Annotated in this window: 19 protein-coding genes; 15 read left to right on the top strand and 4 right to left on the bottom strand. The window is 66.7% G+C overall.

Annotated features, from left to right (window positions below; all coding sequences use genetic code 11):
• The first annotated feature begins 59 nt into the window (after positions 1–59).
• The 6 genes from G5A46_RS10155 (at position 60) to G5A46_RS10130 (ending at position 9055) form a co-directional block, all read left to right on the top strand.
• Positions 60–1034 carry a TRAP transporter substrate-binding protein gene (locus tag G5A46_RS10155; protein WP_239520727.1) on the top strand — a complete coding sequence of 325 codons (975 nt, stop codon included), beginning with the start codon at positions 60–62 and terminating at the stop codon, positions 1032–1034.
• A 69-nt stretch (positions 1035–1103) separates the two neighbouring features.
• The gene (locus tag G5A46_RS10150; RefSeq protein WP_163849286.1) at positions 1104–1646 is read left to right on the top strand and encodes a TRAP transporter small permease; all 543 of its coding nucleotides are present in this window, start codon (positions 1104–1106) and stop codon (positions 1644–1646) included.
• A complete protein-coding gene (locus G5A46_RS10145) occupies positions 1646–2950 on the top strand; it encodes a TRAP transporter large permease (RefSeq protein WP_163849285.1) in 1305 nt (434 codons plus the stop codon). The genes G5A46_RS10150 and G5A46_RS10145 overlap by 1 nt, the downstream gene beginning before the upstream one ends.
• Complete coding sequence (locus G5A46_RS10140) at positions 2947–3465, top strand: winged helix DNA-binding protein (RefSeq protein WP_239520726.1); 519 nt, start codon at positions 2947–2949, stop codon at positions 3463–3465. Before G5A46_RS10145 ends, G5A46_RS10140 begins: the two co-directional genes overlap by 4 nt.
• A gap of 160 nt (positions 3466–3625) precedes the next feature.
• On the top strand, positions 3626–4648 hold the full coding sequence (locus G5A46_RS10135) for a siderophore-interacting protein (protein WP_163849284.1): 1023 nt from the start codon (positions 3626–3628) through the stop codon (positions 4646–4648).
• A gap of 108 nt (positions 4649–4756) precedes the next feature.
• Positions 4757–9055, top strand: a complete 4299-nt coding sequence (locus G5A46_RS10130) for a CARDB domain-containing protein (RefSeq protein WP_163849283.1) — start codon at positions 4757–4759, stop codon at positions 9053–9055.
• A 29-nt stretch (positions 9056–9084) separates the two neighbouring features.
• Here G5A46_RS10130 and modC read toward each other — a convergent pair whose 3' ends face one another.
• Genes modC through modA form a run of 3 tightly spaced genes read right to left on the bottom strand, consistent with a single transcriptional unit; the run spans position 9085 to position 11645 of the window.
• Positions 9085–10170: a molybdenum ABC transporter ATP-binding protein gene (gene modC / locus G5A46_RS10125; protein WP_163849282.1), complete on the bottom strand. Its 1086-nt coding sequence runs from the start codon at positions 10168–10170 to the stop codon at positions 9085–9087.
• Complete coding sequence (modB, locus tag G5A46_RS10120) at positions 10167–10862, bottom strand: molybdate ABC transporter permease subunit (RefSeq protein ID WP_163849281.1); 696 nt, start codon at positions 10860–10862, stop codon at positions 10167–10169. Before modB ends, modC begins: the two co-directional genes overlap by 4 nt.
• Positions 10863–11645 carry a molybdate ABC transporter substrate-binding protein gene (modA, locus tag G5A46_RS10115; RefSeq protein WP_163849280.1) on the bottom strand — a complete coding sequence of 261 codons (783 nt, stop codon included), beginning with the start codon at positions 11643–11645 and terminating at the stop codon, positions 10863–10865.
• Between the two features lie 173 nt (positions 11646–11818).
• On the opposite strand from modA, the gene G5A46_RS10110 reads away from it, so the two are divergent.
• Positions 11819–12232 carry a VOC family protein gene (locus tag G5A46_RS10110; protein ID WP_163849279.1) on the top strand — a complete coding sequence of 138 codons (414 nt, stop codon included), beginning with the start codon at positions 11819–11821 and terminating at the stop codon, positions 12230–12232.
• 3 nt (positions 12233–12235) lie between these two features.
• Here G5A46_RS10110 and G5A46_RS10105 read toward each other — a convergent pair whose 3' ends face one another.
• The gene (locus G5A46_RS10105; protein ID WP_163849278.1) at positions 12236–13150 is read right to left on the bottom strand and encodes a LysR family transcriptional regulator; all 915 of its coding nucleotides are present in this window, start codon (positions 13148–13150) and stop codon (positions 12236–12238) included.
• 120 nt (positions 13151–13270) lie between these two features.
• Between G5A46_RS10105 and G5A46_RS10100 the strand changes: the two genes are divergently transcribed.
• The 8 genes from G5A46_RS10100 (at position 13271) to G5A46_RS10065 (ending at position 23677) form a co-directional block, all read left to right on the top strand.
• Positions 13271–14434: an acyl-CoA dehydrogenase family protein gene (locus G5A46_RS10100; protein ID WP_163849277.1), complete on the top strand. Its 1164-nt coding sequence runs from the start codon at positions 13271–13273 to the stop codon at positions 14432–14434.
• Complete coding sequence (locus G5A46_RS10095) at positions 14434–15537, top strand: CaiB/BaiF CoA transferase family protein (protein ID WP_163849276.1); 1104 nt, start codon at positions 14434–14436, stop codon at positions 15535–15537. The genes G5A46_RS10100 and G5A46_RS10095 overlap by 1 nt, the downstream gene beginning before the upstream one ends.
• A gap of 115 nt (positions 15538–15652) precedes the next feature.
• Entirely contained in the window at positions 15653–15973 is a 321-nt protein-coding gene (locus G5A46_RS10090; protein ID WP_163849275.1) for a hypothetical protein, read from the top strand.
• Positions 15974–16178: 205 nt separating this feature from the next.
• Entirely contained in the window at positions 16179–18437 is a 2259-nt protein-coding gene (locus tag G5A46_RS10085) for a TonB-dependent receptor domain-containing protein (RefSeq protein ID WP_163849274.1), read from the top strand.
• Between the two features lie 9 nt (positions 18438–18446).
• Complete coding sequence (locus G5A46_RS10080) at positions 18447–20171, top strand: ABC transporter ATP-binding protein/permease (protein WP_163849273.1); 1725 nt, start codon at positions 18447–18449, stop codon at positions 20169–20171.
• Positions 20168–20920, top strand: coding sequence for a ChuX/HutX family heme-like substrate-binding protein (locus G5A46_RS10075; protein WP_163849272.1), 753 nt, complete (start codon positions 20168–20170; stop codon positions 20918–20920). Before G5A46_RS10080 ends, G5A46_RS10075 begins: the two co-directional genes overlap by 4 nt.
• Positions 20917–21711 (top strand): ChaN family lipoprotein, encoded by a 795-nt coding sequence (locus G5A46_RS10070; RefSeq protein WP_163849271.1) that lies wholly within the window; start codon positions 20917–20919, stop codon positions 21709–21711. Before G5A46_RS10075 ends, G5A46_RS10070 begins: the two co-directional genes overlap by 4 nt.
• Before the next feature lie 568 nt (positions 21712–22279).
• The gene (locus G5A46_RS10065) at positions 22280–23677 is read left to right on the top strand and encodes a tyrosine-type recombinase/integrase (RefSeq protein ID WP_163849270.1); all 1398 of its coding nucleotides are present in this window, start codon (positions 22280–22282) and stop codon (positions 23675–23677) included.
• The last annotated feature ends 9 nt before the right edge of the window (positions 23678–23686 follow it).

The raw sequence follows: 23686 nt of genomic DNA, 5'->3' as shown, positions 1-23686 counted from the left end.
CAAAGCGGCCAACCCCGGTTGCATAAAATGGCCGCATGTCGAACCGACAGGGAAAACCGATGACCGCTTCTTTCAAGACGCCGCTTCTGGCGGCTGGCCTTGCCGCATTTGCCATGCCCCTCTGGGCCGAAAGCTGGGACATGCCGACGCCCTATGGCGATTCCATCTTTCACACGCAGAACATCATCCAGTTTGCCGAAGACGTGACCCAGGCCACGGGCGGGGAGCTGGAGATCACCGTCCATTCCGCCGGATCGCTGTTCGCCCACCCCGAGATCAAGGACGCCGTACGCCGGGGCCTTGCCCCCATCGGCGAAACGCTGATGTCGCGCCTGGCGAACGAAGACCCGATCTTTGGCGTGGACAGCATTCCGTTTCTCGCCGCCTCCTACGAGGATGCGCTGAAACTCTGGGAGGCCTCCCGGCCGCTGGTCGAGGAAAAGCTGGCTGAACAGGGGCTGACCCTGCTGTATGCCGTGCCGTGGCCCGGCCAGTCGATTTATACTCAGGACCAGATCGAAAGCACCGCCGATCTGGAAGGGGCCGCTTTCCGCGCGTACAACACTGCGACCGAGCGGCTGGCCCAGCTGATGGGCGCCGTGCCCACCCAGATCGAGACCGGCGATATCCCCACCGCCTTCTCCACCGGGCGCGTGGCGGCGATGATCACCTCTCCCTCCACCGGGGTGTCGGCGCAGGCCTGGGATTTCACCTCCTATTACACCGACACCCAGGCCTGGCTGCCCAAGAATATGGTGATCGTGAATTCCGGCGCCTTTGAGGGCCTGTCCGACGAGGTCAGGGCCGCCGTGATGCAGGCCGCCTCCACCGCCGAGGCGCGCGGATGGGAGATGTCCATGGCCGAAACCGAAAGCAAGATCGCAGCCCTGAAGGACGGCGGCATGACCGTGGTCGATCCGTCGGCCAAATTGTCCGAGGAGCTGGCCGCCATCGGTCAGACCATGACCGACGAATGGCTGGCCGAAGCAGGCGATGCGGGCCAATCCGTCATCGACGCCTATACCGGCGAATGATCCGCGCGGGCCGGGCCATCATGCCCGGCCCCATCATCCACGCCCATTGGGCCCGAGGGGAAGATCGCGGTGCGACAGATCCTGGACAGAACGTATTCGGCCGCGTTGACGCTGGCCGCCACTGCCTTTGCGGCCATCGGAATTCTGGTGCTGGTGCAGGTGACGGGCCGGTTGATCGACCGCGCCGCCCGCGCCATGGGGGCCGCCCCGCCGGGCATCACCGTGCCCTCCCTCGCTGAAATCGGCGGGTTCCTGTTTCTTGGCGCCGTCTTCCTGGGGCTGGCGGGCACCTTTACCGCCGGGGGTCACGTCCGGGTCACCCTGCTGACCCGCGTTTTACCCGACGCCCCGCGCCGCGCACTGGGCGTGGCGGTGGCGGCCGGAGCGGCGGGGCTCTGCGCCTTTGCCACATGGTCCAGCCTTCTGCAATTCCTTGATTCCGTGAAGTTTACTTCCGTCAGCTACGGCATGGTGAAGATCCCGCTGGCGATCCCGCAGGGCGTGATGACGCTGGGGCTGGCCCTGCTGTTGCTGGCGATTCTGGATGCCATGGTCGTTCTGGCGCGGGGCAATACCCCCGCCTACGAAGCCGCCGAAGAGGAGACGGGCTGATGGAAATCGCATATCTCGCCCCGATGCTGGTCGTCGTGCTGTTTGCCACGCTGGCCGCAGGCCTCTGGATCGGGTTCGCCCTGATCGCCGTGGGCATGGTGGCGATGATTGCCGCCTCCTCCGCTCCGGTCACGCTGGTCTTCGCGACCAAGGTCTGGGGCGGGCTGACCGTCTGGGATCTGACCGCCCTGCCGATGTTCATCTGGATGGGCGAAATCCTGGTCCGGTCGCGGCTGTCGTCGGACATGTTCGCCGGGCTGGCCCCGTTCACCCGCTACCTGCCCGGACGGTTGCTGCATGTGAACGTGCTGGGCTGCGCGCTGTTCGCCGCCGTCTCCGGCTCCTCCGCCGCGACGACGGCGACGATTGGCCGGATGTCGGTGCCGGAACTGACCTCGCGCGGCTACGATTCCCGCATGGCCATCGGCACATTGGCCGGGTCGGGCACCTTCGGCTTTCTGATCCCGCCGTCGATCATCCTGATCGTCTACGGCGCCGCCACCGAACAGAGCATCGCGCGACTGTTCCTGGCCGGGCTGGTGCCGGGGCTGATGCTGGCGGTGCTGTTTTCGGGCTATATCGTTGTGTGGTCGCTGATGAACCCCGACCGCGTGCCCGACGCCGAACCGATCACCGACCGGCGCGAGACCTTCGGCGCGCTGGCACGGCTGCTGCCTGTGGTCGGGTTGATCGTCGCGGTGATCGGGTCGATCTACGCCGGCATCGCCTCCCCCACCGAGGCGGCGGTGATCGGGGTGACAGGCGCGCTGGTTCTGGCCAGCCTGACTGGCGCCATGTCCCGGGCCGGGTTCACCGAGGCCCTGCGCGCGGCCACGGTGACCACCTGCATGATCGCCTTCATCCTCGGCGGCGCGGCCTTCCTGACTGTCGCCATGGGCTATACCGGCATCCCTCGCGCGCTGGCCGGCTGGATCGGCGAGATGGGCCTGTCGCCCTACGCCCTGCTGGCGGCGTTGACGGTATTCTTCATCGTGATGGGCATGTTCCTTGACGGGATCTCCATCGTGGTTCTGACCGTGTCGATCATCCTGCCCATGGTGATGGAGGCCGGGATCGACCCGATCTGGTTCGGCGTCTTCCTGGTCCTGGTGGTGGAGATGAGCCAGATCACCCCGCCTGTCGGCTTCAACCTCTTTGTCCTGCAAAAGATCACCGGGCGGGACATCCTGACGCTGGCGGGCTATGCGCTGCCGTTCTTCCTGTTGCTGGTGGTGGCCGTGGCGATCCTGTCGGTATTCCCGCAGATCGCGCTGTGGCTGCCCGGAACGATGCTCAGCCGATGAGCAATCAGAAACATATCGGGCCGGTCGTCTCCTCGGCGCATCTGGCGGATTCGGACCTGCCCGAGGCGTCGGAGATGGAATTCGCGCTGACCATGGCGAACCACGCCTTTCAACGCTGGATCACCCGCTGCATGGCGGCGGCGGGTGAACCGGGCCTGTCCCCGATGGAGATCCTGGTGCTGTTTCTGGTCCACCACCGCGACCGGCCCAAGACGCTGGCCGACATCTGTCTGGTCCTGAACGTCGAGGACACGCATCTGGTCAATTACGCCCTGCGCAAGCTGACCGAGCGCGGGGTCGTCCAGACCGGGCGCAAGGGCAAGGAAAAGACCGTCGCCATCACCGAAACCGGGGCCGATCTGTGCCGCCGCTATGGCGAGGTGCGCGAGGCGCTGCTGATCCGGGGAATGCAGGCCACCGGGATCGACCCGAGGGAGCTGTCACGCCTGGCCGCCCTGTTGCGCAGCATCTCGGGCAGCTACGACCAGGCGGCGCGGGCGGCGGCAAGTCTGTGATCCGTTAATCGCACAATTTTAGTCAGGTACTCTGGCAATCCGCCGGCGGGGGCGCTACCAAGGGGCAGTCCCTTCGGAAAGGCCGTGCCATGCCGTCACCCTGCCCCCCGCTCACCCTCCTGGTTGGCCCGTCGCCGGTGCGACACTGCGGAGCACGCGGATGACCCACCTGGGCGAAGGGCGCGTCGCCCTGGAAACCGACGCGGTGCATGCCATGTTCCGCACCCATGCCGATGAACATGACCTGCCGTTGCACAGCGATGGCACGGCCCTGCAACTGGAGCTCTGGGGCACATGGGTCACCGCACGCCCTGATGGTCCGCGCCGCACCCACCTGACCTTGCGCGCCCCGGATGCGGGGCTGCTGGACGTGCTGCGGGAGGCCGTGACCGGCCATATGGAAACCCTTGGCACCCTGCCCGATTGGGAGGGTATCACCGTCGGCGCCCACCCCGCCAACATGCGGCTTGCCACCGTGGCGGCGGTCACCGAAGTATCGCCCCGGTTCCGCCGCATCCGCCTGACCGGTGACCTCGCCCGGTTCGCCGGCGAGGGGCTGCATCTGCGCCTTCTCCTGCCGCCCGAGGGTACAGACACCGCATACGATGTCCCGGTGCAATGGCCGGTGCTGGACGACAAGGGCCGCACCCGCTGGCCCGAGGGGGCGGCGGCCCTGCATCGCCCGGTCTACACCGTGCGGCGCATCGGCGCGGCGGGCGATTGGCTGGATGTCGATGTCTATCTGCACCAGGGCGGCCGCACCACCGATTGGACCGCCCGCACCACCCCCGGCGACCGGATCGGCCTGATGGGCCCCGGCGGCGGCGGCATTCCGCAGGAGCCGCATCTGGGCCTCTGGGGTGACGAGACCGCCCTGCCCGCCATCGCCCGCATCCTGGAATGCCTGCCCGCCGACACCCGTGGCAGCGCCTGCATCAGCGTTCCCGCCGCCGACCTGCCCGACCTGGCCCACCCCGCCGGGATGCGCCTGACCCGAGTGGACAGCGGTGCCGCGCTGCTGGCCGACCTCGCCGCCAGCCCCCTGCCGGAGGACGGCGGCTTTGCCTGGATCGGCGCCGAGAAATCCGACGTCGCCCATGCCCGCGCCGCGCTGGCCGCGCGCGGCCTGCCCCGAACCCGAAGCCTGGCCGCCGCCTATTGGTCCCGCGACGCCGGCATGTGACCGGCGCGTCCTGCCCGCCTCATTCCCGCGCGGTTCGCTTGACCGTTAAGGAAATATGAGGGTTTGGTACCTAAGGACGGAACCACAGCAGGCAAGGGAAGACGCGGCATGACGGAGAATTCGGACCTCACCGGTACTCCCGTGATCACCGGCACCGGCGCGGCGGGATCCGTGCTGTCGGTGGATCTGGCCGGGCTGGCGGATGCGGACGGGCTGGGGCCGATGGGCTACCAATGGTATCGCGACGGCCAGGCCATCGCCGGCGCCACCGGCGCGACCCACGCCGCCACGGCCACCGATATCGGCAGCCGCCTCACGGTGCGGATCAGCTATGTCGACGGCGCCGGAACATCGGAATCCGCGCTGAGCGCCGGGGCGATCATCCAGGCCGACCAACAGGGCGCCGCCGGGATCGACGGCGCGGCGCATCCGCTTCTTGGTGCACTGGTCTCCGGCCATCATTGGACCGGAGAGGTGCTGCATTACGCCTTCTACTCCCCCGGCGCACGCTATTCCGCCAGCCCCGACTACGGCGGCAGCGGCCTCTCGGGCCCCTGGTCCGAAGCCGATCGCGCCGTGGTGCGCGGCGTGTTCGACCAACTGTCCGCAATCACCCCCCTGACCTTTGTCGAGACGCAGATCATCGCCGACGCACAGATCGCACTGGCACAGGACGATCTGACCGGCATCGGCGGCTGGGCCAACCTGCCCAGCCCGCCCCACACCGCCCAGGTGGTTCTGGATGCGGCAGCGATGCGGCGCGACACCGGCACCCCCACTCAGTTGACCACCCATGAGCTGGGCCATGCGATGGGCCTGGAGCACCCGTTCGAATCCCCCTCCCTGCCCGGTGTCGACGCACAGGGCGACCCTGGCGATCACGGTTTCAACCAGTACATTTTCACCGCCATGTCCTATTCCATGAACGCCAGCGGCGCGGGGATGGATCACGTCACCTTTATCGCCGACAGCTACGGCTACGGCGCGTTGGACATCGCTGCGTTGCAGGCGATCTACGGCACCAATGACGCCCACGCCACCGGCGCCGACACCTATGGCGTGCCCAGCGGCCACCACACGATCTGGGATGCGGGCGGCGCCGACCGGATCGACTTCTCCGACGCGCAATTCGCCGCCGTCATCGACCTGCGCCCCGCCTCCCTGCAGCAGGAGGAGGGCGGTGCCGGTCATGCCTCCTATGTCTGGACAGAGGTGTCGTTTTCTGCACCGGCTATCGTCTACCCCGACGGTGTCTACACCATCGCCCACGGCGTCATGATCGAGGACGCGACCGGCGGCGGTGGCGCCGACCGGATCACCGGGAACGCCGGCGACAACATCCTGTCGGGGCAATCGGGCAATGACACAATCCTGGGCATGTCCGGAGACGATGTCCTGCATGGCGGTCTGCCCGGCACTGCCTCCGCCGGCATCGACATGCTGGCACTGAACAACGATGGCGCATCGGGCCAGCGCGCCCGGGTCGACAATTTCGCCGCCTTCGAGACGGTGCAGCGCATTGACATGCACCTGCGCATCGCCCCCGACGATCCCGGACGCCAGGGTCTGTTTTCCTTTGTCAGCGCCACCGATCCGGACCTTTTCTTCGAGATCGTGTTGTGGGATGGCCAGGTCCGGACAATGGTCGGCAGCAACGGCGGCTACCGTATCTCCACCACCCAGATTCTGCGCGAGGAGATCCAGACCGGAGAGATCCACCACCTGACCGCGCAGCTTGACCGCGGGACGGGAGAGGTCCGGTATTTCCTCGACGGTCGGTACCAGGGCTATTCCGCTTTCGCCGATCTGGCGGCCCATAGCAGTGGCGCAGGCACCCTCCGCTTCGGGGAGGTCGGCGCCGCCTTCCTGCCGGATATCGCGCTGAACGGCCATCTCGGGGAAATCGCCCTGTATTCCCGCCCTGCCAGCGACACCGCGCTGGCCGCCATCGGGCGCCGCGCGGAGGCGTCGCCGGACGATGCGGACCTGCTCCACCTCTGGCGCGCCGGCACGGGGGGCGACCTGTTGACCGACCTTGCCGGGGGGCGCGACGCGACGCTGGAAGGCGCCCCGCCGCAACTGCGCCTGGACCTGCATCCGGAGGCGGACAGCCTGTCCGGCGGGATCGGTGACGACACCCTGTCAGGCGGCACCGGGGCGGATACGTTGACCGGCGGTTCGGGCGACGATGTCTTTGTCATCGCGCCCGGCGGCGGCTCCGACCTGATCACCGATTTCACCGACGGTTCGGATCTGCTCGACCTCACCGCCTTTGATCCTGTGGCCGCGCAGGCCGCCATCGCCGGCATCGGGGGGAGCGACCCGGTGATGCGCTTCGATGACGGCACACAAGTGCGGCTGGCGGGGATCGTGGCCGCCGATTTCAGCGTCGATGACGCCTTGTTGCGCGCCGACAACACCCCCGTTTCCGGCGCGCCGGTGATCACCCCCGGCATCGGCCCGGCACCCCTGCTGGCGGTATCCCTCGCCGGGTTGCACGATCCCGACGGCATCCCTGCCGGTGGCAGCTACCAATGGTTGCGCAACGGCAGCCCGATCCCCGGCGCCACGGCGGCGACCTATGCGCCCAGCCTGGCCGACATGGGGGCGGAGCTGACGGTATCCTATGCCTTCACCGACGCGGCCGGCGGGGCAGAGGTCGCGCTTAGCGCTCCCCGTCTTCTGAAGGCGGGGATCGAGGCGCATAGCCTCACCTTTGCCCGCACGGCCCTGACACCGGGGGACGTCGTCGACATCTCCGTCCTGGTGGAGAATTCCGGCGATCTGGACTGGCCGGACGGAACCCTCGCGCTGGTCCGGTCAGAGGGCGCGGCCCCGCTGGGTTACGACGATCCTCGCCTGGCGGAGATTCCCCTGGGCGGCGTGCTGACGGCGGGCAGCCAGCGCATCGTCACCGCGCAACTCACCCTGCCGGACCTGCCGACAGGCAGCTACAGCATCGCCGCGGTGGTGGACCCGGACCAGCAGATCGCCGAAACCGGCCCCGGCGCGGAAACCGACAATATCTCGGCCAGCGCCCAGATCACGGTGACCGGCGCGACCCAGGGGCCGGACCTGGTGATCACCGCGCTCTCCCTGCCTCCTGGTCCCCTTGCTTCCGGCAGCCAGGCCGATGTCACCGTCACCATGCGCAACCAGGGCGACATGGATGCGGCCGCCAGCAGGATCGGCATCCTCTGGTCCACGGATGCACAGGTCACCACGCAGGACATCGCGATCGGCACCGCTCCTGCCGCCGCCCTTGCCGCCGGAGAACAGATCCAGGTCATTGCCACGATCACCGTCCCCACCGACGCGACAGCCGGCCGCCTGCACTATCTGGCAGCCATGGCCGACCACGGCATGGATGTCGGGGAAAGCAGCGAAACCAACAATTTGTCCCCGGTGCCCGGCCCTCTTCTGGTGGCCCATGACAGCCTGACGGTCACCGGCGGATCGGGCAATGACCCGTTGTCGGACGGGCCGGGCGATGACATCCTGCGGGGACTGGGCGGGGATGACACCCTGACCAGCCTGGGCGGCAATGATCTGCTGGACGGCGGCAGCGGGCGGGATACCGCCCGACTGGGTGGCGACCAATCGGACTACACCCTGCTCCTGTCCCCGGACGGGGCGACCCTGACGGACAGGCAGGGCGGCTCGGTGACCACCCTGACCTCCATCGAAGCGCTGGATTTCGAGACCGAGATCCCGCTCTTTGACACCGGTCCGATGCCGCTCGACATCTTCGCAGGCCCCGCCACCCTGACGGAGCCGGAATTCGCAGCGATCATCGAGCTTTACATCGCATACTTCAACCGCGCGCCGGATGCGCTTGGCCTGTTCTACTGGGCGACGCGCTTCTCCGAGGGGTATTCCGTCCCGGAAATGGCCGCTTCCTTCTTTGTCCAGGACGAAACCCGGTCCACCTATGCCGCGTTGATGGCCCCGCCCCCGCCGGGCAGCGACATCCCGCAGGTCACCGATTTTGCCGGGTTTGTCACCGCGGTCTATGGCAACGTGCTGGGGCGTACGCCCGACCCGTCGGGCTTTGCCTATTGGGTGAACGAGCTGGAGAACAACCCCGCCATCACCCCCGCGATCTTCATCCTGGCGATCCTCAACGGCGCGAAATTTCCCAGCGTGACCACCCCGGACACCCTCGCCGATCAGGCCTACCTGGCGACCAAGACCGATATCGGCACCTATTTCGCCGTTATTCGTGGCATCTCCGACGTGGCGGAGGCGGCGGAGGTCATGGCTCTCTACCTGCGCGACGATGCGCAATCTCTGAACAACGTCCTGTCCACCATCGACGCCCATCACGCCGATGCGCAGCACCCTTCGGATGGTGATTTCCTTATCCAGCTGACCGGAGTGATCGACACCCCGTTCGATACCGGATGATCCGCTGGCTGATCTCCTTGGTCCGGCGGCTAGCTGCCCGCCACCGCCTCCCGCGCGACGGAGACGGCCTTGAGTACGGCAAACACCTCCTGCCCCGGCGCAAGGGTCAGCGCCTCGGCGGAGCGGCGGGTGATGCGCGCCAGCAGGATGTTGTCACCGGCCCGCAGCCGCACCATGACCCCCGGCCCCGCTCCGCTGCGCAGGCCGCTGATCACCGCCGGCCAGACATTCAGCGCCGATATTCCCTGCGGGCGGGTGGTCGCCAGCATGACATCCTGCGCCGCGATCCGCACCCGCAGCGACTGCCCCGGCGGACCGGGCACGCGCGGCAGCAACAGGCGGCGACCAGAGGCGTCCAGCTCGCTCAGCCCGTCGGCATGGTGCGCGACGAGACGGGCGGTGATCACCGCGCCGGCTTCGCGCGCGCCCAGGGGAGTAACGGCCGGATCGCCCAGAACCTCCGCCACCGGGCCGGCGCGGATGATCCGCCCGTCTTCCAGCGCGACCACGGTGGTGGCCAGTCGGGCGACCTCGGCCGGGGAATGGGTGACATAGAGGATCGGAACCGCGACCTCGTCCCGAAGCCGTTCGAAATAGGGCAGGATCTCGGCCTTGCGGGCGTCATCCAGCGCGGCAAGGGGCTCGTCCGCCAGCACCAGACGCGGGCCGGCAAGCAAGGCGCGGCCGATCGCGACGCGCTGTTTCTCGCCGCCCGACAGCGCGCCGGGGCGCCGATCCAGCAGCGGACCAAGGCCCAGCATTTCCACCACCCTGTCCCGGTCCGTGACCAGCGCGTCGCGCGGCGCGAAACGCGCGCCATAGGCCAGGTTCCGGCGCACGTTCATATGCGGAAACAGCCGCCCGTCCTGAAAGATATAGCCCAGGCCGCGCCGCCGCACCGGCAGGTCCACCCCCTGCGCGGCATCGAACAGCACCTGTCCGTCCACGGCGATCCGCCCGGCCTGCGGGCGCAGCAATCCCGCCACCGCCTGAATGATCGTGCTTTTGCCCGCGCCGGAGCGGCCGAACAGCACCGTCACCCCCGGCGGCGCCGCAAAGGCCACGTCCAGCGCAAACCCGTCGAACCCGTGTTGCACGGTGACGTTCAGGCTCATCGCGCGGCCACCCGACGGGCGACAAGCCGCGACAGTGCCTCTGACGCCAGCAGCGCGGCCATGGCGATGGCCACCGCGACGGCCACCAAGCGCAGGGCCGCGCCCTCCCCTCCCGGCACCTGGAGGAACGCATATATCGCCGTGGGCAAGGTCTGGGTCTGGCCGGGAATGTTGGAGACAAAGGTGATCGTGGCGCCGAATTCGCCCATCGCCTTGGCAAAGGACAGGACCGCCCCGGCCAGCACCCCCGGCAGGATCAGCGGCAGGGTCACCGTGGCAAAGATCCAGGCGCGCGGCGCGCCCAGGGTCGCGGCGGCGGCTTCCAGCCCGGGGTCCACCGCCTCCACCGAGAGGCGGATGGCGCGCACCATCAGCGGAAAGGCCATGATGGCCGCCGCCAGCGCAGCACCGGTCCACCGGAACGCAAACACGATGCCGATCTGGGCCAATGCCCCACCCACCGGCCCCTTGGTTCCGAAGGTCAGCAGCAGCAGGTAGCCGGTGACCACCGGCGGCAGGATCAGCGGCAGGTGCACCAGGGCGTTCAGCACGCCCCGACCCGGAAAAGACCAGCGCGCCAGCGCAAAGGCGACCAGGATCCCCGGCGGCAGCGCGGCCAGGGTAGCCACTGCCGCGACACGCAGCGACAGCAAGATCGCCTGTGTCTCCTCGGGGCCCAGCCAGCCGGCCACCTAGTTCTCCACCCTGTCGAACCCTTCCGCCACAAGGATCGCGCGCGCCGGGGCAGAGAACAGGAAAGCCAGGAAAGCGGTCGCCTGCGGGTCCGGATCGTCGCCCAGGGTGGCGGCGGGATAGATGATCGGCGGGTGGCTGTCGGGCGGGAAGGTCGCGACGATGCGCACCCGCGGCTCTGCCATGGCGTCGGTGCGGTAGGTGATGCCCAATGGCGCTTCTCCCAGGGCGACGGCGGCCAGCGCGCTGCGCACATTGTCGAACTGCGCGACATGCGGGGACAGGCTTTCCCACAATCCCAGCCCGGTCAGCGCGGCCTTGCCGTAGATCCCTGCCGGAACCGCATCGACAAAGGCCATGGCCAGGCGCCCGCCATCCAGCCGGGCCCGCAGGTCGGGCGCGGCGCCCAGGTCGAGCGGTTCGGCGGCATCCCCGGGCGCAATCAGTACCAGCGCGTTGCCCAGCAGGTCGCGGCGGGTGCCGGGTGTCAGATGACCGCGGTCTTCCAGCCAATCCATCCAATCCGGGTTCGCGGAGATCACGACTTGCGCCGGGGCGCCCGCGTCGATCTGCCGGGCCAGCGCGGAGGTTCCGGCAAAGGACAGGGTGACAACGCCGTGCCCCTCGGCCTCGAACGCGGTGGCGATGTCCTCCAGTGCGGTCTTCAGGCTGGCGGCAGCAAAGACGGTGATCCCTCCCGCCCGCGCGGCGGCCAACGGCAGGGCAAGGGCAAGGGCCAACGCCAAGGTCGGCAAAACGGCAAGGGCAGAGCGGCGCGGCATCGGGGATCCTGTGCGAATGACCCGGCCACCGGGGCCGGTGCGGCGACCCTACCCAAGGGGTGGCGCGGGGGCAATCGTGGCACGAGGCCCGCCAAGAGGTGCCCGGCGATCCGCTTGACGGCGGCACGCAGGGCGGCAGAGTGGCCTGCGCAACCGCCGGAAGGAATCTCCAGATGAACAGCCTCTTTCACCTTGCCCTGCATGTCACCGACCTGGAGGAGACACGCCGGTTCTACGGCGACACCCTGGGTTGCCGGGAGGGGCGTTCCACCGACAGCTGGGTGGATTTCGACTTTTTCGGGCACCAATTGTCATTCCACCTGGGCACGCCCTGGTCCACGACGCGCAGCGGCAAGGTCGGCGATCACATGGTGATGATGCCCCATATGGGCGTGGTTTTGCCGCTGGCGGATTGGTTGGCCCTGGCCGACAGGTTGCAGGCCAAGGGCGTGGTCTTCGACATCCCGCCCGTCGTCCGCTTCGAAGGGGAGCCCGGGGAACAGCGCACGATGTTCTTTTTTGACCCATCTGGGAATCCGATTGAAATCAAGGGCTTTGCCGATTTCGAGGGGTTGTTCGCGCGCTAACCCTCAGCCGCCGGCGCGCGCGCCTGGCCAGTCGCCCTTGGCGATCAGCTCTGCCGTCACCTCCCGCAGCAGGCTGGCGACCAGCTGCGCGGCGCGCGGCGCGGGCCGGGCGTTGGCGCGGGCCATGTAGGCGCTGCGCCGCAATCCCGGTGCGGCGAAGGGGCGGAGCAGCAGGTGCCCGGCCTCGGCCGCATCTGCCACCGCATGGCGCGGCAGGACCGAGGCGCCATATCCCCCCGCCACCAGGCGTTTGATATTGCGGTAGCTGTCGACCTCGATCTCCGGCGTGACGGTGATTCCCTGTGCCCGCAGCCGCTGATCGATCATCACACGCAGGCCATGCGCCCCGCTGGGCAGGATCAGCGGCAGGCGGGCCAGGCTTTCCGGTCCCGGCGCAACGGCGACGTCGGTCCCGGTGTCGGGGGGCAGCAGCAGCACCAGTTCCTCGTCCAGCAGCAGGTCGGTCCGCAATGCCGGTTCCTGCAATTCGCCGTAGATCACCGCCAGGTCGATCCGCCCGTCCAGCAGCCATTCGCGGACGAAACCGCTCATCGCTTCGGCGATGACGATGCGGACGCGCGGATAGCGCGCCCGACAGCGCGCGATCAGCGGAATCGACAGGATGTCGCTGACGGTGCCGGGCAGGCCCAGGCGAACGCTGCCCGCCGGATCATGGTTGAGGGAGCGCAGTTCCTCCAGCGTGGCGTCCAGATCGGCCAGCAGCACGCGGGCGCGACGCAGCAGCAATTGGCCCTCCGGCGTCGGGGTCGCACCGGTGGGGCCACGCAGCAGCAGGGGCGTGCCCAGGTCGTCCTCCATCCGACGAACGTGACGGGACAGGGCAGGCTGCGCCACCCCCAGCCGCGCCGCCGCGCGAGAGAAGGAGCCGTCCTCCACGATGGCGACGAAGTATTTCAATTGCCGCAGATCCACAAGCCAGGCCCGATCGTTATGGCAGATAGCACGAAGCGATATTTGCAGTATGGCCCGCCCCTGTCCATACTCCGCCTGTCCAGACCCCCGGACCCAGGAGCCCCGATGACCCAGCCCAGCCCCGATGCCCACCAGGACATCCGCGATGCGGTGCGCGCGCTTTGCGCCACCTTTTCCGACGAATATCACCGCAAGGTCGATGCCGAACGCGGCTATCCCGATGAATTCGTCGACGCCTTGACCCGCGAAGGCTGGATGGCCGCATTGATCCCCGAGGAATACGGCGGCTCGGGTCTGGGCCTGACGGAGGCCTCTGTCATCATGGAGGAAATAAACCGGGCGGGCGGCAATTCCGGCGCCTGCCACGGCCAGATGTACAACATGAATACCCTCGTCCGGCACGGATCGGAGGAACAGCGCCAGCGCATCCTGCCCAAGCTGGCCAGCGGAGAACTGCGCCTGCAATCCATGGGGGTGACCGAGCCCACCACCGGCACCGACACGACAAAGCTCAAGACGACGGCGGTGAAAAAGGGCGACCGCTACGTGGTGAACGGGCAAAAAGTCTGGATCTCGCGTGTGCAGCATTCCGACCTGATGATCCTGCTGGCCCGCACCACCCCCCTGTCGGAGGTGAAGAAGAAAAGCCAGGGCCTGTCGATCTTTCTGGTCGATATCAAGGAGGCGATGACATCGGGAATGGAGGTGCGGCCCATTCCCAACATGGTCAATCACGAAACCAATGAGCTGTTCTTCGACAACCTCGAAATCCCGGCGGAGAACCTGATCGGGGAGGAAGGACAGGGGTTCAAGTACATCCTGACCGGGCTGAATGCCGAACGCACGCTGATCGCGGCGGAATGCATCGGTGACGGCTATTGGTTCACCGATCGGGTGACGAAATACGTCAGTGAACGGCAGGTCTTTGGCCGGCCCATCGGGCAGAACCAGGGGGTTCAGTTCCCCATCGCCGAGGCGTTCATCGAGATCGAGGCCGCCAACCTGATGCGCTATGATGCCTGCCGCCGCTACGACGCGGGCGAAGAATGCGGCGCCCAGGCCAACATGGCGAAATACCTGGCGGCCAAGGCCAGCTGGGAGGCGGCGAATGCCTGCATCCAGTTTCACGGCGGGTTCGGCTTTGCCTGCGAATACGACGTGGAGCGCAAGTTCCGCGAGACCCGGCTGTACCAGGTGGCGCCGATCTCCACCAATCTGATCCTGTCCTATGTCGCCGAACATGTTCTCGGCATGCCGAGGTCGTTCTGATGCTGCCCTTGAAGGGCCTGCGCGTGGTGGCCGTGGAACAGGCGGTGGCGGCGCCCTATGCCTCCGCCCGGCTGGCCGACGCGGGGGCCGAGGTGATCAAGATCGAGCGGCCGGAGGGCGATTTTGCCCGCGGCTACGACACTGCCGCGGCGGGACAATCCAGCTATTTCGTGTGGTTGAACCGGGGGAAATCCTCATGCGTGCTGGATCTATCGACGGCAGAGGGCAAGGCCGCGCTGGAGGCGGAGATCGCGCAGGCCGACGTGCTGATCCAGAACCTGAAACAGGGAGCGATGGCGCGGCTGGGCTTTGCCATCGACCGGTTGCGGGCCGATTATCCCCGGCTGATCGCCTGTTCGATTTCCGGCTACGGAGAGGCCGGGCCGATGGCGCAGCGCAAGGCCTATGACCTGTTGATCCAGGCGGAATCGGGCCTGTGCTCGATCACCGGCGGCCCGGAAGAACCCTCCCGCGTCGGCGTCTCTGTCGTGGATGTGGCGACGGGGGCGACCGCCCATGCCGCCATTCTGGAGGCGCTGATCGGCCGGGGCATCACCGGTGCGGGCGCCGCGATCGAGGTATCGATGTTCGACGTGATGGCCGATTGGCTGTCGGTTCCGCTGTTGAACCACGAGGCCGGGAACAGCCCGCGCCGGGTGGGCATGGCGCATCCCTCCATCGCGCCCTACGGCGTGTTTGCCGCCGCTGATGGGGATCAGATCCTGCTCTCGGTGCAAAGCGACCGGGAATGGCGGCACCTTTGCACCACCTTCCTGGACCGGCCGGAGATGGCCGAGGATCCCCGCTTTGCCACCAATGTCGCGCGGGTGCGGCACCGGGCGGAAGTCGATGCCGCCGTCGGGCTGGCCATCGGGGCGCTGACAGGCCCTGCCGCGATCGCCGCGCTGCTGGCGGCGGGTATGGCCGTGGCCCAGGTCAATGACATGCAGGGCCTGTCGGACCACCCCCATCTGCGCCGGATCACGGTGGAAACGCCCGGCGGTCCCGTCGCCCTGCCCGCCCCCGGCGCACAGGTGGTGGATGCGCCGCGCCGCTATGGCCCGGTGCCCGGTCTGGGGTCGCGGCGCCCGGCGGGACGCTAAGGCTTCGGGCGCGGTGGGTCAGAGGCCAAAGGCGGCGGGATCACGCGGGGCGGCGGAACGATTGACCTGCCTGGCCGGTTGATCCCGCAAATCTGCCACCGATAGGAGCACCGCCATGTCCGAAACATCCCGGCCTTCGGGCCCTGCCGCCGCCGCCCGCCTGCGCGACCGGATTGACCGCAACGGCACCGGCGACAAGCTCGCCTTTGAGGACCCTGCCGCCGCGCCCCTGGGCACCGATGCCGAGGCCGCGGGCCACCCCCCCACGGCGGAGGAGGTCGCCCATGCCGCCGCCGTGGAAACAGGCCGCGCCAAACCCGCCGACCGCAAGAAATCTCCTGCCGAACTTCAGGGCAACCGCCTGTCCTTCGGCGTGCTGCTGGCGGTTCTGGCCGGAGTTCTTGGCGGGATCGGCCTGTTGGTCTGGCTGGTCTGACCGGCATGCGCCCCTGACCACCCGGCCCGCCCTGGCATTCGGGCGCGGTGGAGGGGCGCAACAGGGGCGCAAGACATAGTTGACAATAATGCTCAACTAATTCATTACCCGGCTCAGCCGATCGGCGGATCTTCTCCGTCCGGCGCATTTCAGCCAGCCATTTTCCGCTAGCGTTCCCCCCATATCACGCTACGGAGGCTGTCCTTTGACCCTGCTTGCCCGCCATGCCGCCCTTTTGGGCGCGTCTTTCCTGCTGCCCGCCCTTCCGGTGACGGCTCAGCAGGGCACCTTGTCCGCCGATCCCGAAATCCCGTTGGCGCCGATCACCGTCAACACCGACCGCGCCGGTGCCGAGATGCTGGACGTGCCCGCAAACATCACCGTGATCGAGGGCGCCACGATCGAGGATCGCCAGATCTCGGATATCGAGGAATTGCTACGCCGCCTGCCGGGCGTCAGCGTCAACCGCCAGACCTCGGGCGCCGATCCGTTCAGCACACTGGGCGGAATCAGCATTCGCGGCGTCAGCGGCAACCGCGTGGCGATGCAGGTCGACGGCTCCCGCATGGCGGAGCGGATCATCGACGGTACGCGCGACTACGTCGACCTGAACTTCACCAAGCGGGCCGAGGTGGTGCGCGGCCCTGCGTCGGTCCTGTGGGGGGCGGATGCCCTTGGAGGGCTGGTCGCGTTCGAGACGCTGGACCCTGAGGACGTGCTGAACGGCGCCGATCGGGCCGTCCGGGTTCAGGGCGGATATGACAGCTACGATAGCGGCACTGCCACCTCCCTGACCTTTGGCCAACGCCTGTCGCCGGATCTGACCCTGCTGGCCGGTGTCGCCCGGAGCGACGGTCACGCGCCGGAATTGTCAAACGCGGATGGCGCGGGCGGGATCTACGGCTGCCCCCGAAACCTGGCCTGGGGTGCGACGTCCTGCGGCTCGCTGGACCCGACGGAGGCACAGTCGACGCGCGGATTGCTGAAACTGGTCTGGACCCCTGACACGCGCCACCGGCTGGAATTCAGCGCCGATCTGCTGGACCGGGACACCCATGTCGATCAGGATTACGTGCTGGGGCCGGTCTATTCCTCGATCACAGGCGCGCCGACCGGCGAAGTCATTCGCGACAAGTCCAGCGATCTGGACCTCTACCGCCGCCGCTATGCGCTGGAACATGGCTGGTCGCCCGACAGCGGAGTGTTCAGCGAAATCAAGACAACCCTTGCCTATACACCGCATGGCTATGACCGCACAGGGATCGAGGCCACGACCTCTGCCTCGGGAGAGGATATCGTGACCCGTGACAGCCTGTCCTACAGCGAGGATTTCCTGGAACTCGACGTGCAGGCCACCGCGCTGTTTGCCACCGGCGCGGCCGATCACCGGGTGATCCTGGGATTTGACGGCGATATCGCCCGCACGGATTATTCCCGCCGCTCGGTCGAGACGAACCTGACCACCGGCAGCGTCACCGAAACCCGCGCGGGCGGGTTCAACTTTGCCAATGCCACGACGCGCCGGGCGGATCTGTATATCGAGGACCGGATCACCCTGGGCGGCGGCCGGTTCGAGCTGACGCCCGGCCTGCGCTATGCCACCTACCGGATCGACCCGCGCGCCGATGCCGATTACCAGCCCGTCCCCGGCCAGGAGCCCCGGGTCCGCGAGGACGACGCCCTGTTGAAAAGCCTGGGCGCGCTGTATCGGCTGGACGACAATTGGTCGGTCTGGGCCAAATATGGCGAAGGGTTCAAGATGCCCACGGCGCAGCAGCTTTATACCTCCCTGCCGGGCACCTATTTCAACCTGACCCCCGCCCCCGGACTGGAACCGGAGCAGGTGCGCAGTCACGAACTGGGCCTGCGCTACGAGACGACGCGCGGCTATGCCTCGCTGACCGCGTTCGAGGCGCATTACTCGAACTTCATCCAAAGCTTCTACAACCCGCCGGGGACCAGCGATTACACCTATCGCAACATCTCCACCGTCGATGTGCGGGGCATCGAGGCCCAGGCTGGCTGGGCCCTGGGGCTGGACACCCGGCTGGATCTGTCCGCCGCCTGGCAGACCGGCACCCAGCAGGTCGATCCGACCTCTGCCGAGGCGCCGCACACCCTGCCCCCCTTTACCGCCACGGTGGCGTTGCAACATTATTTCGCCGGGCCGCGCCTGACTCTCGAAGGGGTCGGAACCTTTGCCGCGGCGGTCCAGGATACGGCCAGCCCGACGGATTTCAAACCCGACGGCTACGCGGTCCTGGACCTGCATGCGAAATGGGAGGCGATCGACAACGGCTTCCTGAAATTCAGCATCGGCAATGTCTTTGACACCAAGTATTACACCGCCAACGCGGCCAGCTATTCCACCACGGCCAGCGATGCGGTGGCCCGCACCAACCCGATCGAATTGCAGACCGGACCGGGCCGGACGTTTGCCGTCAGCTTCGACATGACGTTCTAGGGGGCTGACATGCTGGATACCCTGGGGCGGATCTGGCGCCTGACGCGGCTTGCGGCCTCCGGGCCGCGCGCCTGGGTCGGGCTGGCCATGGCGGCCATCGTGCTGGCGCTGATTTTTGTCGAACTCTATGTCGACGTGCAAATGATCGCCTGGACCAAGCGGTTCTACGACGCGCTGGAGGCAATGGACGCCGCTACCGCCCTGCGGGAGCTGGGCGTCTTTGGCGCGCTGACCGGCGCATCGGCCGGCATCAACCTGGCGCAGATCTACCTGCGCAAGCTGTTGCGGCTGCGCTGGCGGACCCGGTTGACCGGTGCGGCGCTGGATTCCTGGACCAAGGGTCAGGCCTATTGGCACCTGCGCCCCGGCCTGTCCCTGCACGGCATCGACAACCCCGATCAACGGATTTCGCAGGATTGCGACCGGTTTGTCGAATTGCTGCTGCTGGAGACGCTGGACCTGCTGGGCAAGATCGTGGGGCTGGTCACCTACCTGGGCATCCTGTGGGGGCTGTCGAATTTCGTGTTGCAATTCAGTGCTTTCGGTCTGGATATCGCGATCCCGCGTTACATGGTCTGGCTGGCGTTCCTCTATGTCGCGCTGGCCAGCCTGGTGACCCACGGCCTGGGCCGACCGCTGAAATCGATCTATTTCCGGCAGGAGCGGCGCGAGGCCGATTTCCGGCATGCGCTTGTCCAGGTCCGCGACAACGCCACCGAAATCGCCCAATCCGGCGGCGAGACGGCCGAGCGCCGGCGGCTGAACCACCGCTTTGGCGCGATCCAGACCAACTGGCATCGCCTGATCGGTCGGGAATTCGTGCTGGGCCTGTTCACCCAACCCTATTGGCAGACGATCCTCCGGGTGCCGCTGTTCTTTGCCCTGCCCGCCTATTTCGCCGGTTCCGTCACCTTCGGCGGGCTGATGCAATTGTCCGGCACCTTCAGCCGGGTCACCACCTCGTTGTCGTGGTTCATCTTCTCCTACAAGGATCTGGCCGAATTCGCCGCCGTGGCCCATCGGCTGGACGAACTGTTCAGCATCACCCGCGATCCCGCACCGATGCCCGCCGCTCCGCGCGCCATCACTCGCAGCCACGGCGGCGCGGCCCTGCGCGTGCGCGACCTGCGGCTGGCAACGCCCCAGGGCCGCTGGCTGGCGCCGGTGCCCGATCGGGAGGTCCGACCCGGCGACCGGATCTGGATCAGCGGCGGATCGGGCGCGGGCAAGACCACGCTGCTGGCCGCGCTGTCGGGGCTGTGGCGCTACGGCAGCGGGCGGATCGACCTGCCGGAAGGCCGGATGATGGTCCTGCCGCAGCGCCCGCATGTCTTTGCCGAAGGGCTGGCGGCGGCGGCCTGCTACCCCGAAGATCCGCGCGACATCCCGGAAAGCCGGCTGCGCGAGGTGTTGACCCGGCTGGGGCTGTCGCACCGCATGCCCGACGGCCCGCTGACCGATCGCGACCCCGCCGCGCTGGAGGGGCTGTCGCTGGGCGAACGGCAACGGCTGGCACTGGCACGCGTCCTGTTGCACCGTCCCGACTGGGTGGTGCTGGACGAGGCGACCTCGGCTTTGGACCCGGCGGCAGAGGCCCATGTGCTGGCCCTGCTGCGCCACGATCTGCCCAAGGCCGCGATCCTGTGCGTCGCGCATCGCGATCCCGTGGCCCTGCACCCAACCGGGCGCTGGACCCTTGGCACCGACCTGACCACCGAAAGGAAATCCGCATGACAGATACCCCCACCCGCCCCGCCGCCGCAACCCCGCAGACCGACGCCCCAGAACCCGGCCGCTGGTGTCTGACCGCCACCCCTCCGGCCGAGGCCCTGCGCCGCCTGCCCCACATGGGCAAGGTGATGGGTGTCCTGCGCCATCGCGGCGCCACCCATGAACGCATCGGCACCGTCACCGACGTCACCGTCACCTCCGACCAGGCCATACTGAACGGCCCGGTACATACCGCCCGCATCGACCTGGATGCAGTGGCCGACGTCACTCTGGACACTGCCACGATCATGCAAGGCAAGGTCTTTCCTGTCCTGGACTTCCGCGATGCGGCGGGAGAGGTCGTGTTCTCCGTCGTCGGGATGGACGGCGCCACCCCTTTCGTCACCGCTTTCGCACAGGAGGACCGCAGCCCCATCGCGCCGCGAGAACGCCGGATGCCCGCCATGTCCGCCACCCCTGAGACGATGGAGGACGATCCGGGCTTTGCCCTTCTGGACCGGCTGTGCGCCGAGGGGGCGGACCTGCGGATCATCCTGCATCCCAGAGGCCGCCGCCAAAGCTGGACCGGCCGCATCGCCGAGGTCCGCCCGGCCATGGGCTTTGCCAATGTCATGACCGAGGATTTCCACCTTCACCTGAAGGCCGGCGCTGTGCATCATTGGGATGAAACAGAGGCCGGATTCGTCGCGCTGGACAAGGACGGACGCGAAACCGGGCTGGTCATCGAACAGCTGACGGAGCGCCCCGCATGAGCGCCCGGCCCTGGTACAGCCCGGCCACCGGCGCGCCGCTGTCGCATGTCGGGGCGCTGGACATCCTTGCGCAGGCGCCGATCGTCCTGCTGGGCGAACAGCACGACATCGCCGCGATCCACCGCTGGCAATTGCATGTCGCCGCAGGTCTGCTGGCCCGCCGTCCCCTGGTCCTGGGGTTCGAGATGTTTCCGGCCCGGCTGGACCCGGTGCTGGCCGAATGGGTCGACGGCAGGCTGGACGAGGACACGTTCCTGGCCCGCGCCGAATGGAACAAGGTCTGGGGGTTCCCCGCCGAACTGTATCTGCCGCTGTTCCGCTTTTGCCGGGAGACGGGCACCGCGATGGTCGGGCTGAACTGCCGCCGCGATCTGGTGCGCGAGGTCGGGCGCGATGGCTGGGCGGCCATCCCCGAAGATGCGCGGGAGGGTCTGACCCCTGCCGCCCCCTCCCCCCGCGCCTATCGCGACGACCTGTTCAGAATGGTCGCTGGCAGCGGTGCCGCGCGCGGGGCCGTGGATGGCCGGGATCCGGCCTTCGACAGGTTCGTGCGCGCACAGGAGGTCTGGGATCGGGCCTTCGCCACCCGTCTTGCCACCGCAACGGATCATCCCGGCGCGCCGCAGGTGGTGGGCATCATCGGCCAGGGGCACCTGCACTGGGGCGGCGGCGTCTCGCATCAATTGGCCAGCCTTGGGCACCCCGGCAGCTGCGTTGCCGTACCCCGCCCTCGCAGCGCCGCCTCCCTGCCTGCGGGCGCCGCCGACCTGGTCGCCCTGTTGCCGGACTGACCCGAACCCAAACGCGACCACCCCGTGCATGCATTGGCGCTCGCCGTCGCGTGATCAGCGCGGATCAGAGGGGGAATACAAGGCCGGACTGCTTCCCACACCCTGGCCGCGGCCAGGGATCAAGGCCGAAGACCTGTTCCCCGATACTGCAAATCCGCCAAAGGTCGGAAGGCCCGGCCCATGGATGACGGATCCGGCCAGAGCCAGAAACGCAGGTTCGGTTTTCGTGTAAACAATGGTGCCCGGGGGCGGAATCGAACCACCGACACGAGGATTTTCAATCCACTGCTCACAAGTCTTGGGTTGGCCAGGTTCTGAGACAGGGTGAGACGCTTTGAGACTCAAAAGCCGTATAACCTATTGATATCGAACATATAGGTTCACAATTTCGAGCCCCAAAGTCTGTCTCAAGATTATCTCCACGTCTCACAGGGGATCAAACCAGCGACGCTATTTTGTCGTCCCGGTGTCGTCCCGAGCGTTTTCTGGCGCTTTTCTCGCCTACGACATTTCCGGACGCGCGAAAACGAAACGACTTCTTTCCTGACCAGCAGATCAGGAGTCCAAAGTGTCCACGAACCAAACCACCACTCAAGAACGCCCCGCCAACCGCGCAAGTCGAAAGGTAAGGCTTACCGACATCTTTGCCCGGAACATCAAACCGACCGGAAAGCGGCAAACAATTTCAGATAACGTCTGCCAAGGACTGTCTCTACGCGTAGGAGCTAAAGGTACGAAGACCTGGGCCTACATGGGACGTGACTGCCACGGCAAGAGCCGCACCGTAACTATAGGGCGATATCCGGAAGTGCCGTTGAAGGCTGCACGCCAGAAGGCCGACCAACTTCGGGGAGTGTTCGCTGTACCTGAGAGCCTGGCTGAGCACCTGAAACCCGCAGCCGTCATAGATGACGTGACCCTCTTCCAACTTCTATTGGAGGCTGAAAGCAAGTTTAGCGCCACGAAACAGATTTGGAGGCAGCGCGGGAAGACAAGTGACGCATCGACTGCACGCCAGGTTATTTCAACCGTATTCGGTGAGATGTTGCACCGACCCGCGAGAGAGCTGACAGTCGAGAAGGCGTCTGAGCTCGCCCACTCTTACAAACCGAAAAGTAAGAGTCGTACGGGAAAGACATCGGCAAACGGTCAAGCAGCTAAGGCATTGGCCTATCTAAGAACTGTCTTTAACTGGGCTTCTCATAGGACTCCGCGGTTCGTGAAAGTTGGGGCTGGGCGGAAACCACAGCTGCTTCTTGCAGATCTTCTTGCTGTTCAAGATCCGTCAATCGACGATCCAAAGATCACAGGCGAGCGCGATCGGGTGCTCTCCGTGGCAGAGCTTCGTTGCTTGCTACAATATCTAACCGTTCCCGAGACCAATTCGGAAGAGTGGTGGAAGGTAGACCTACGCCCGATCGCTCAAAAATTTATACTTTTGACACTCTCACGACGTGAAGAGGTTGAGGCTGCGCGGTGGGCGGACGTTTGCTTTGACGAGTGCGTCTGGACCAAGCGTGTCAAGGGCGGCCGAGAGGTGACGCACCCATTGTCAAAATCTGCTATGAATCTTCTTAGGTCTCTCCCCGGATTCCCCAATCGTGAAAGCGATCAACTTATCTTTCCAAATCAAGAGCTCGGTCCGCTTGGCAACTGGAACCGATCAAAGAACATGTTGCAAGACCTTTCGAGTATCGAGAACTGGCACCGACACGATCTGCGTCGGACCGGGGCGACAATCTTGGTATTGATGGGCGTGCCAGCAGAGGTCGTTGATACCCTGCTGTCGCACAAAAACCCCATGTCGAAGGACACAGTCAGCCCGGCAATTCAGAGCTATGTGAAACTCGCCAAGGAGATGAAAGGTTTGCCAAATCTTCTTCGAGATGCTGTAGAAACACTCGCCGAAGCAATCGATATGATCGAGCGGGGAGAAATCGTAACGTCGTCCCAATCTGTCCGCTGATTTACGGTG

The sequence above is a fragment of the Pseudooceanicola aestuarii genome, from assembly GCF_010614805.1.
GTDB classification, from domain to species: domain Bacteria; phylum Pseudomonadota; class Alphaproteobacteria; order Rhodobacterales; family Rhodobacteraceae; genus Pseudooceanicola; species Pseudooceanicola aestuarii.
The sequence above is the reverse complement of the archived record's forward strand: the minus strand, read 5'-3'. Positions and strand labels throughout refer to the sequence as shown.

What these genes read in the sequence shown, in the direction of transcription:
- G5A46_RS10155 (WP_239520727.1), top strand. Translation starts at nt 60, where the DNA reads ATGACCGCTTCTTTCAAGACGCCGCTTCTGGCGGCTGGCCTTGCCGCA.
- G5A46_RS10145 (WP_163849285.1), top strand. Translation starts at nt 1,646, where the DNA reads ATGGAAATCGCATATCTCGCCCCGATGCTGGTCGTCGTGCTGTTTGCC.
- G5A46_RS10140 (WP_239520726.1), top strand. Translation starts at nt 2,947, where the DNA reads ATGAGCAATCAGAAACATATCGGGCCGGTCGTCTCCTCGGCGCATCTG.
- G5A46_RS10135 (WP_163849284.1), top strand. Translation starts at nt 3,626, where the DNA reads ATGACCCACCTGGGCGAAGGGCGCGTCGCCCTGGAAACCGACGCGGTG.
- G5A46_RS10130 (WP_163849283.1), top strand. Translation starts at nt 4,757, where the DNA reads ATGACGGAGAATTCGGACCTCACCGGTACTCCCGTGATCACCGGCACC.
- modC (WP_163849282.1), bottom strand. Translation starts at nt 10,170, where the DNA reads ATGAGCCTGAACGTCACCGTGCAACACGGGTTCGACGGGTTTGCGCTG.
- modA (WP_163849280.1), bottom strand. Translation starts at nt 11,645, where the DNA reads ATGCCGCGCCGCTCTGCCCTTGCCGTTTTGCCGACCTTGGCGTTGGCC.
- G5A46_RS10110 (WP_163849279.1), top strand. Translation starts at nt 11,819, where the DNA reads ATGAACAGCCTCTTTCACCTTGCCCTGCATGTCACCGACCTGGAGGAG.
- G5A46_RS10100 (WP_163849277.1), top strand. Translation starts at nt 13,271, where the DNA reads ATGACCCAGCCCAGCCCCGATGCCCACCAGGACATCCGCGATGCGGTG.
- G5A46_RS10095 (WP_163849276.1), top strand. Translation starts at nt 14,434, where the DNA reads ATGCTGCCCTTGAAGGGCCTGCGCGTGGTGGCCGTGGAACAGGCGGTG.
- G5A46_RS10090 (WP_163849275.1), top strand. Translation starts at nt 15,653, where the DNA reads ATGTCCGAAACATCCCGGCCTTCGGGCCCTGCCGCCGCCGCCCGCCTG.
- G5A46_RS10080 (WP_163849273.1), top strand. Translation starts at nt 18,447, where the DNA reads ATGCTGGATACCCTGGGGCGGATCTGGCGCCTGACGCGGCTTGCGGCC.
- G5A46_RS10075 (WP_163849272.1), top strand. Translation starts at nt 20,168, where the DNA reads ATGACAGATACCCCCACCCGCCCCGCCGCCGCAACCCCGCAGACCGAC.
- G5A46_RS10070 (WP_163849271.1), top strand. Translation starts at nt 20,917, where the DNA reads ATGAGCGCCCGGCCCTGGTACAGCCCGGCCACCGGCGCGCCGCTGTCG.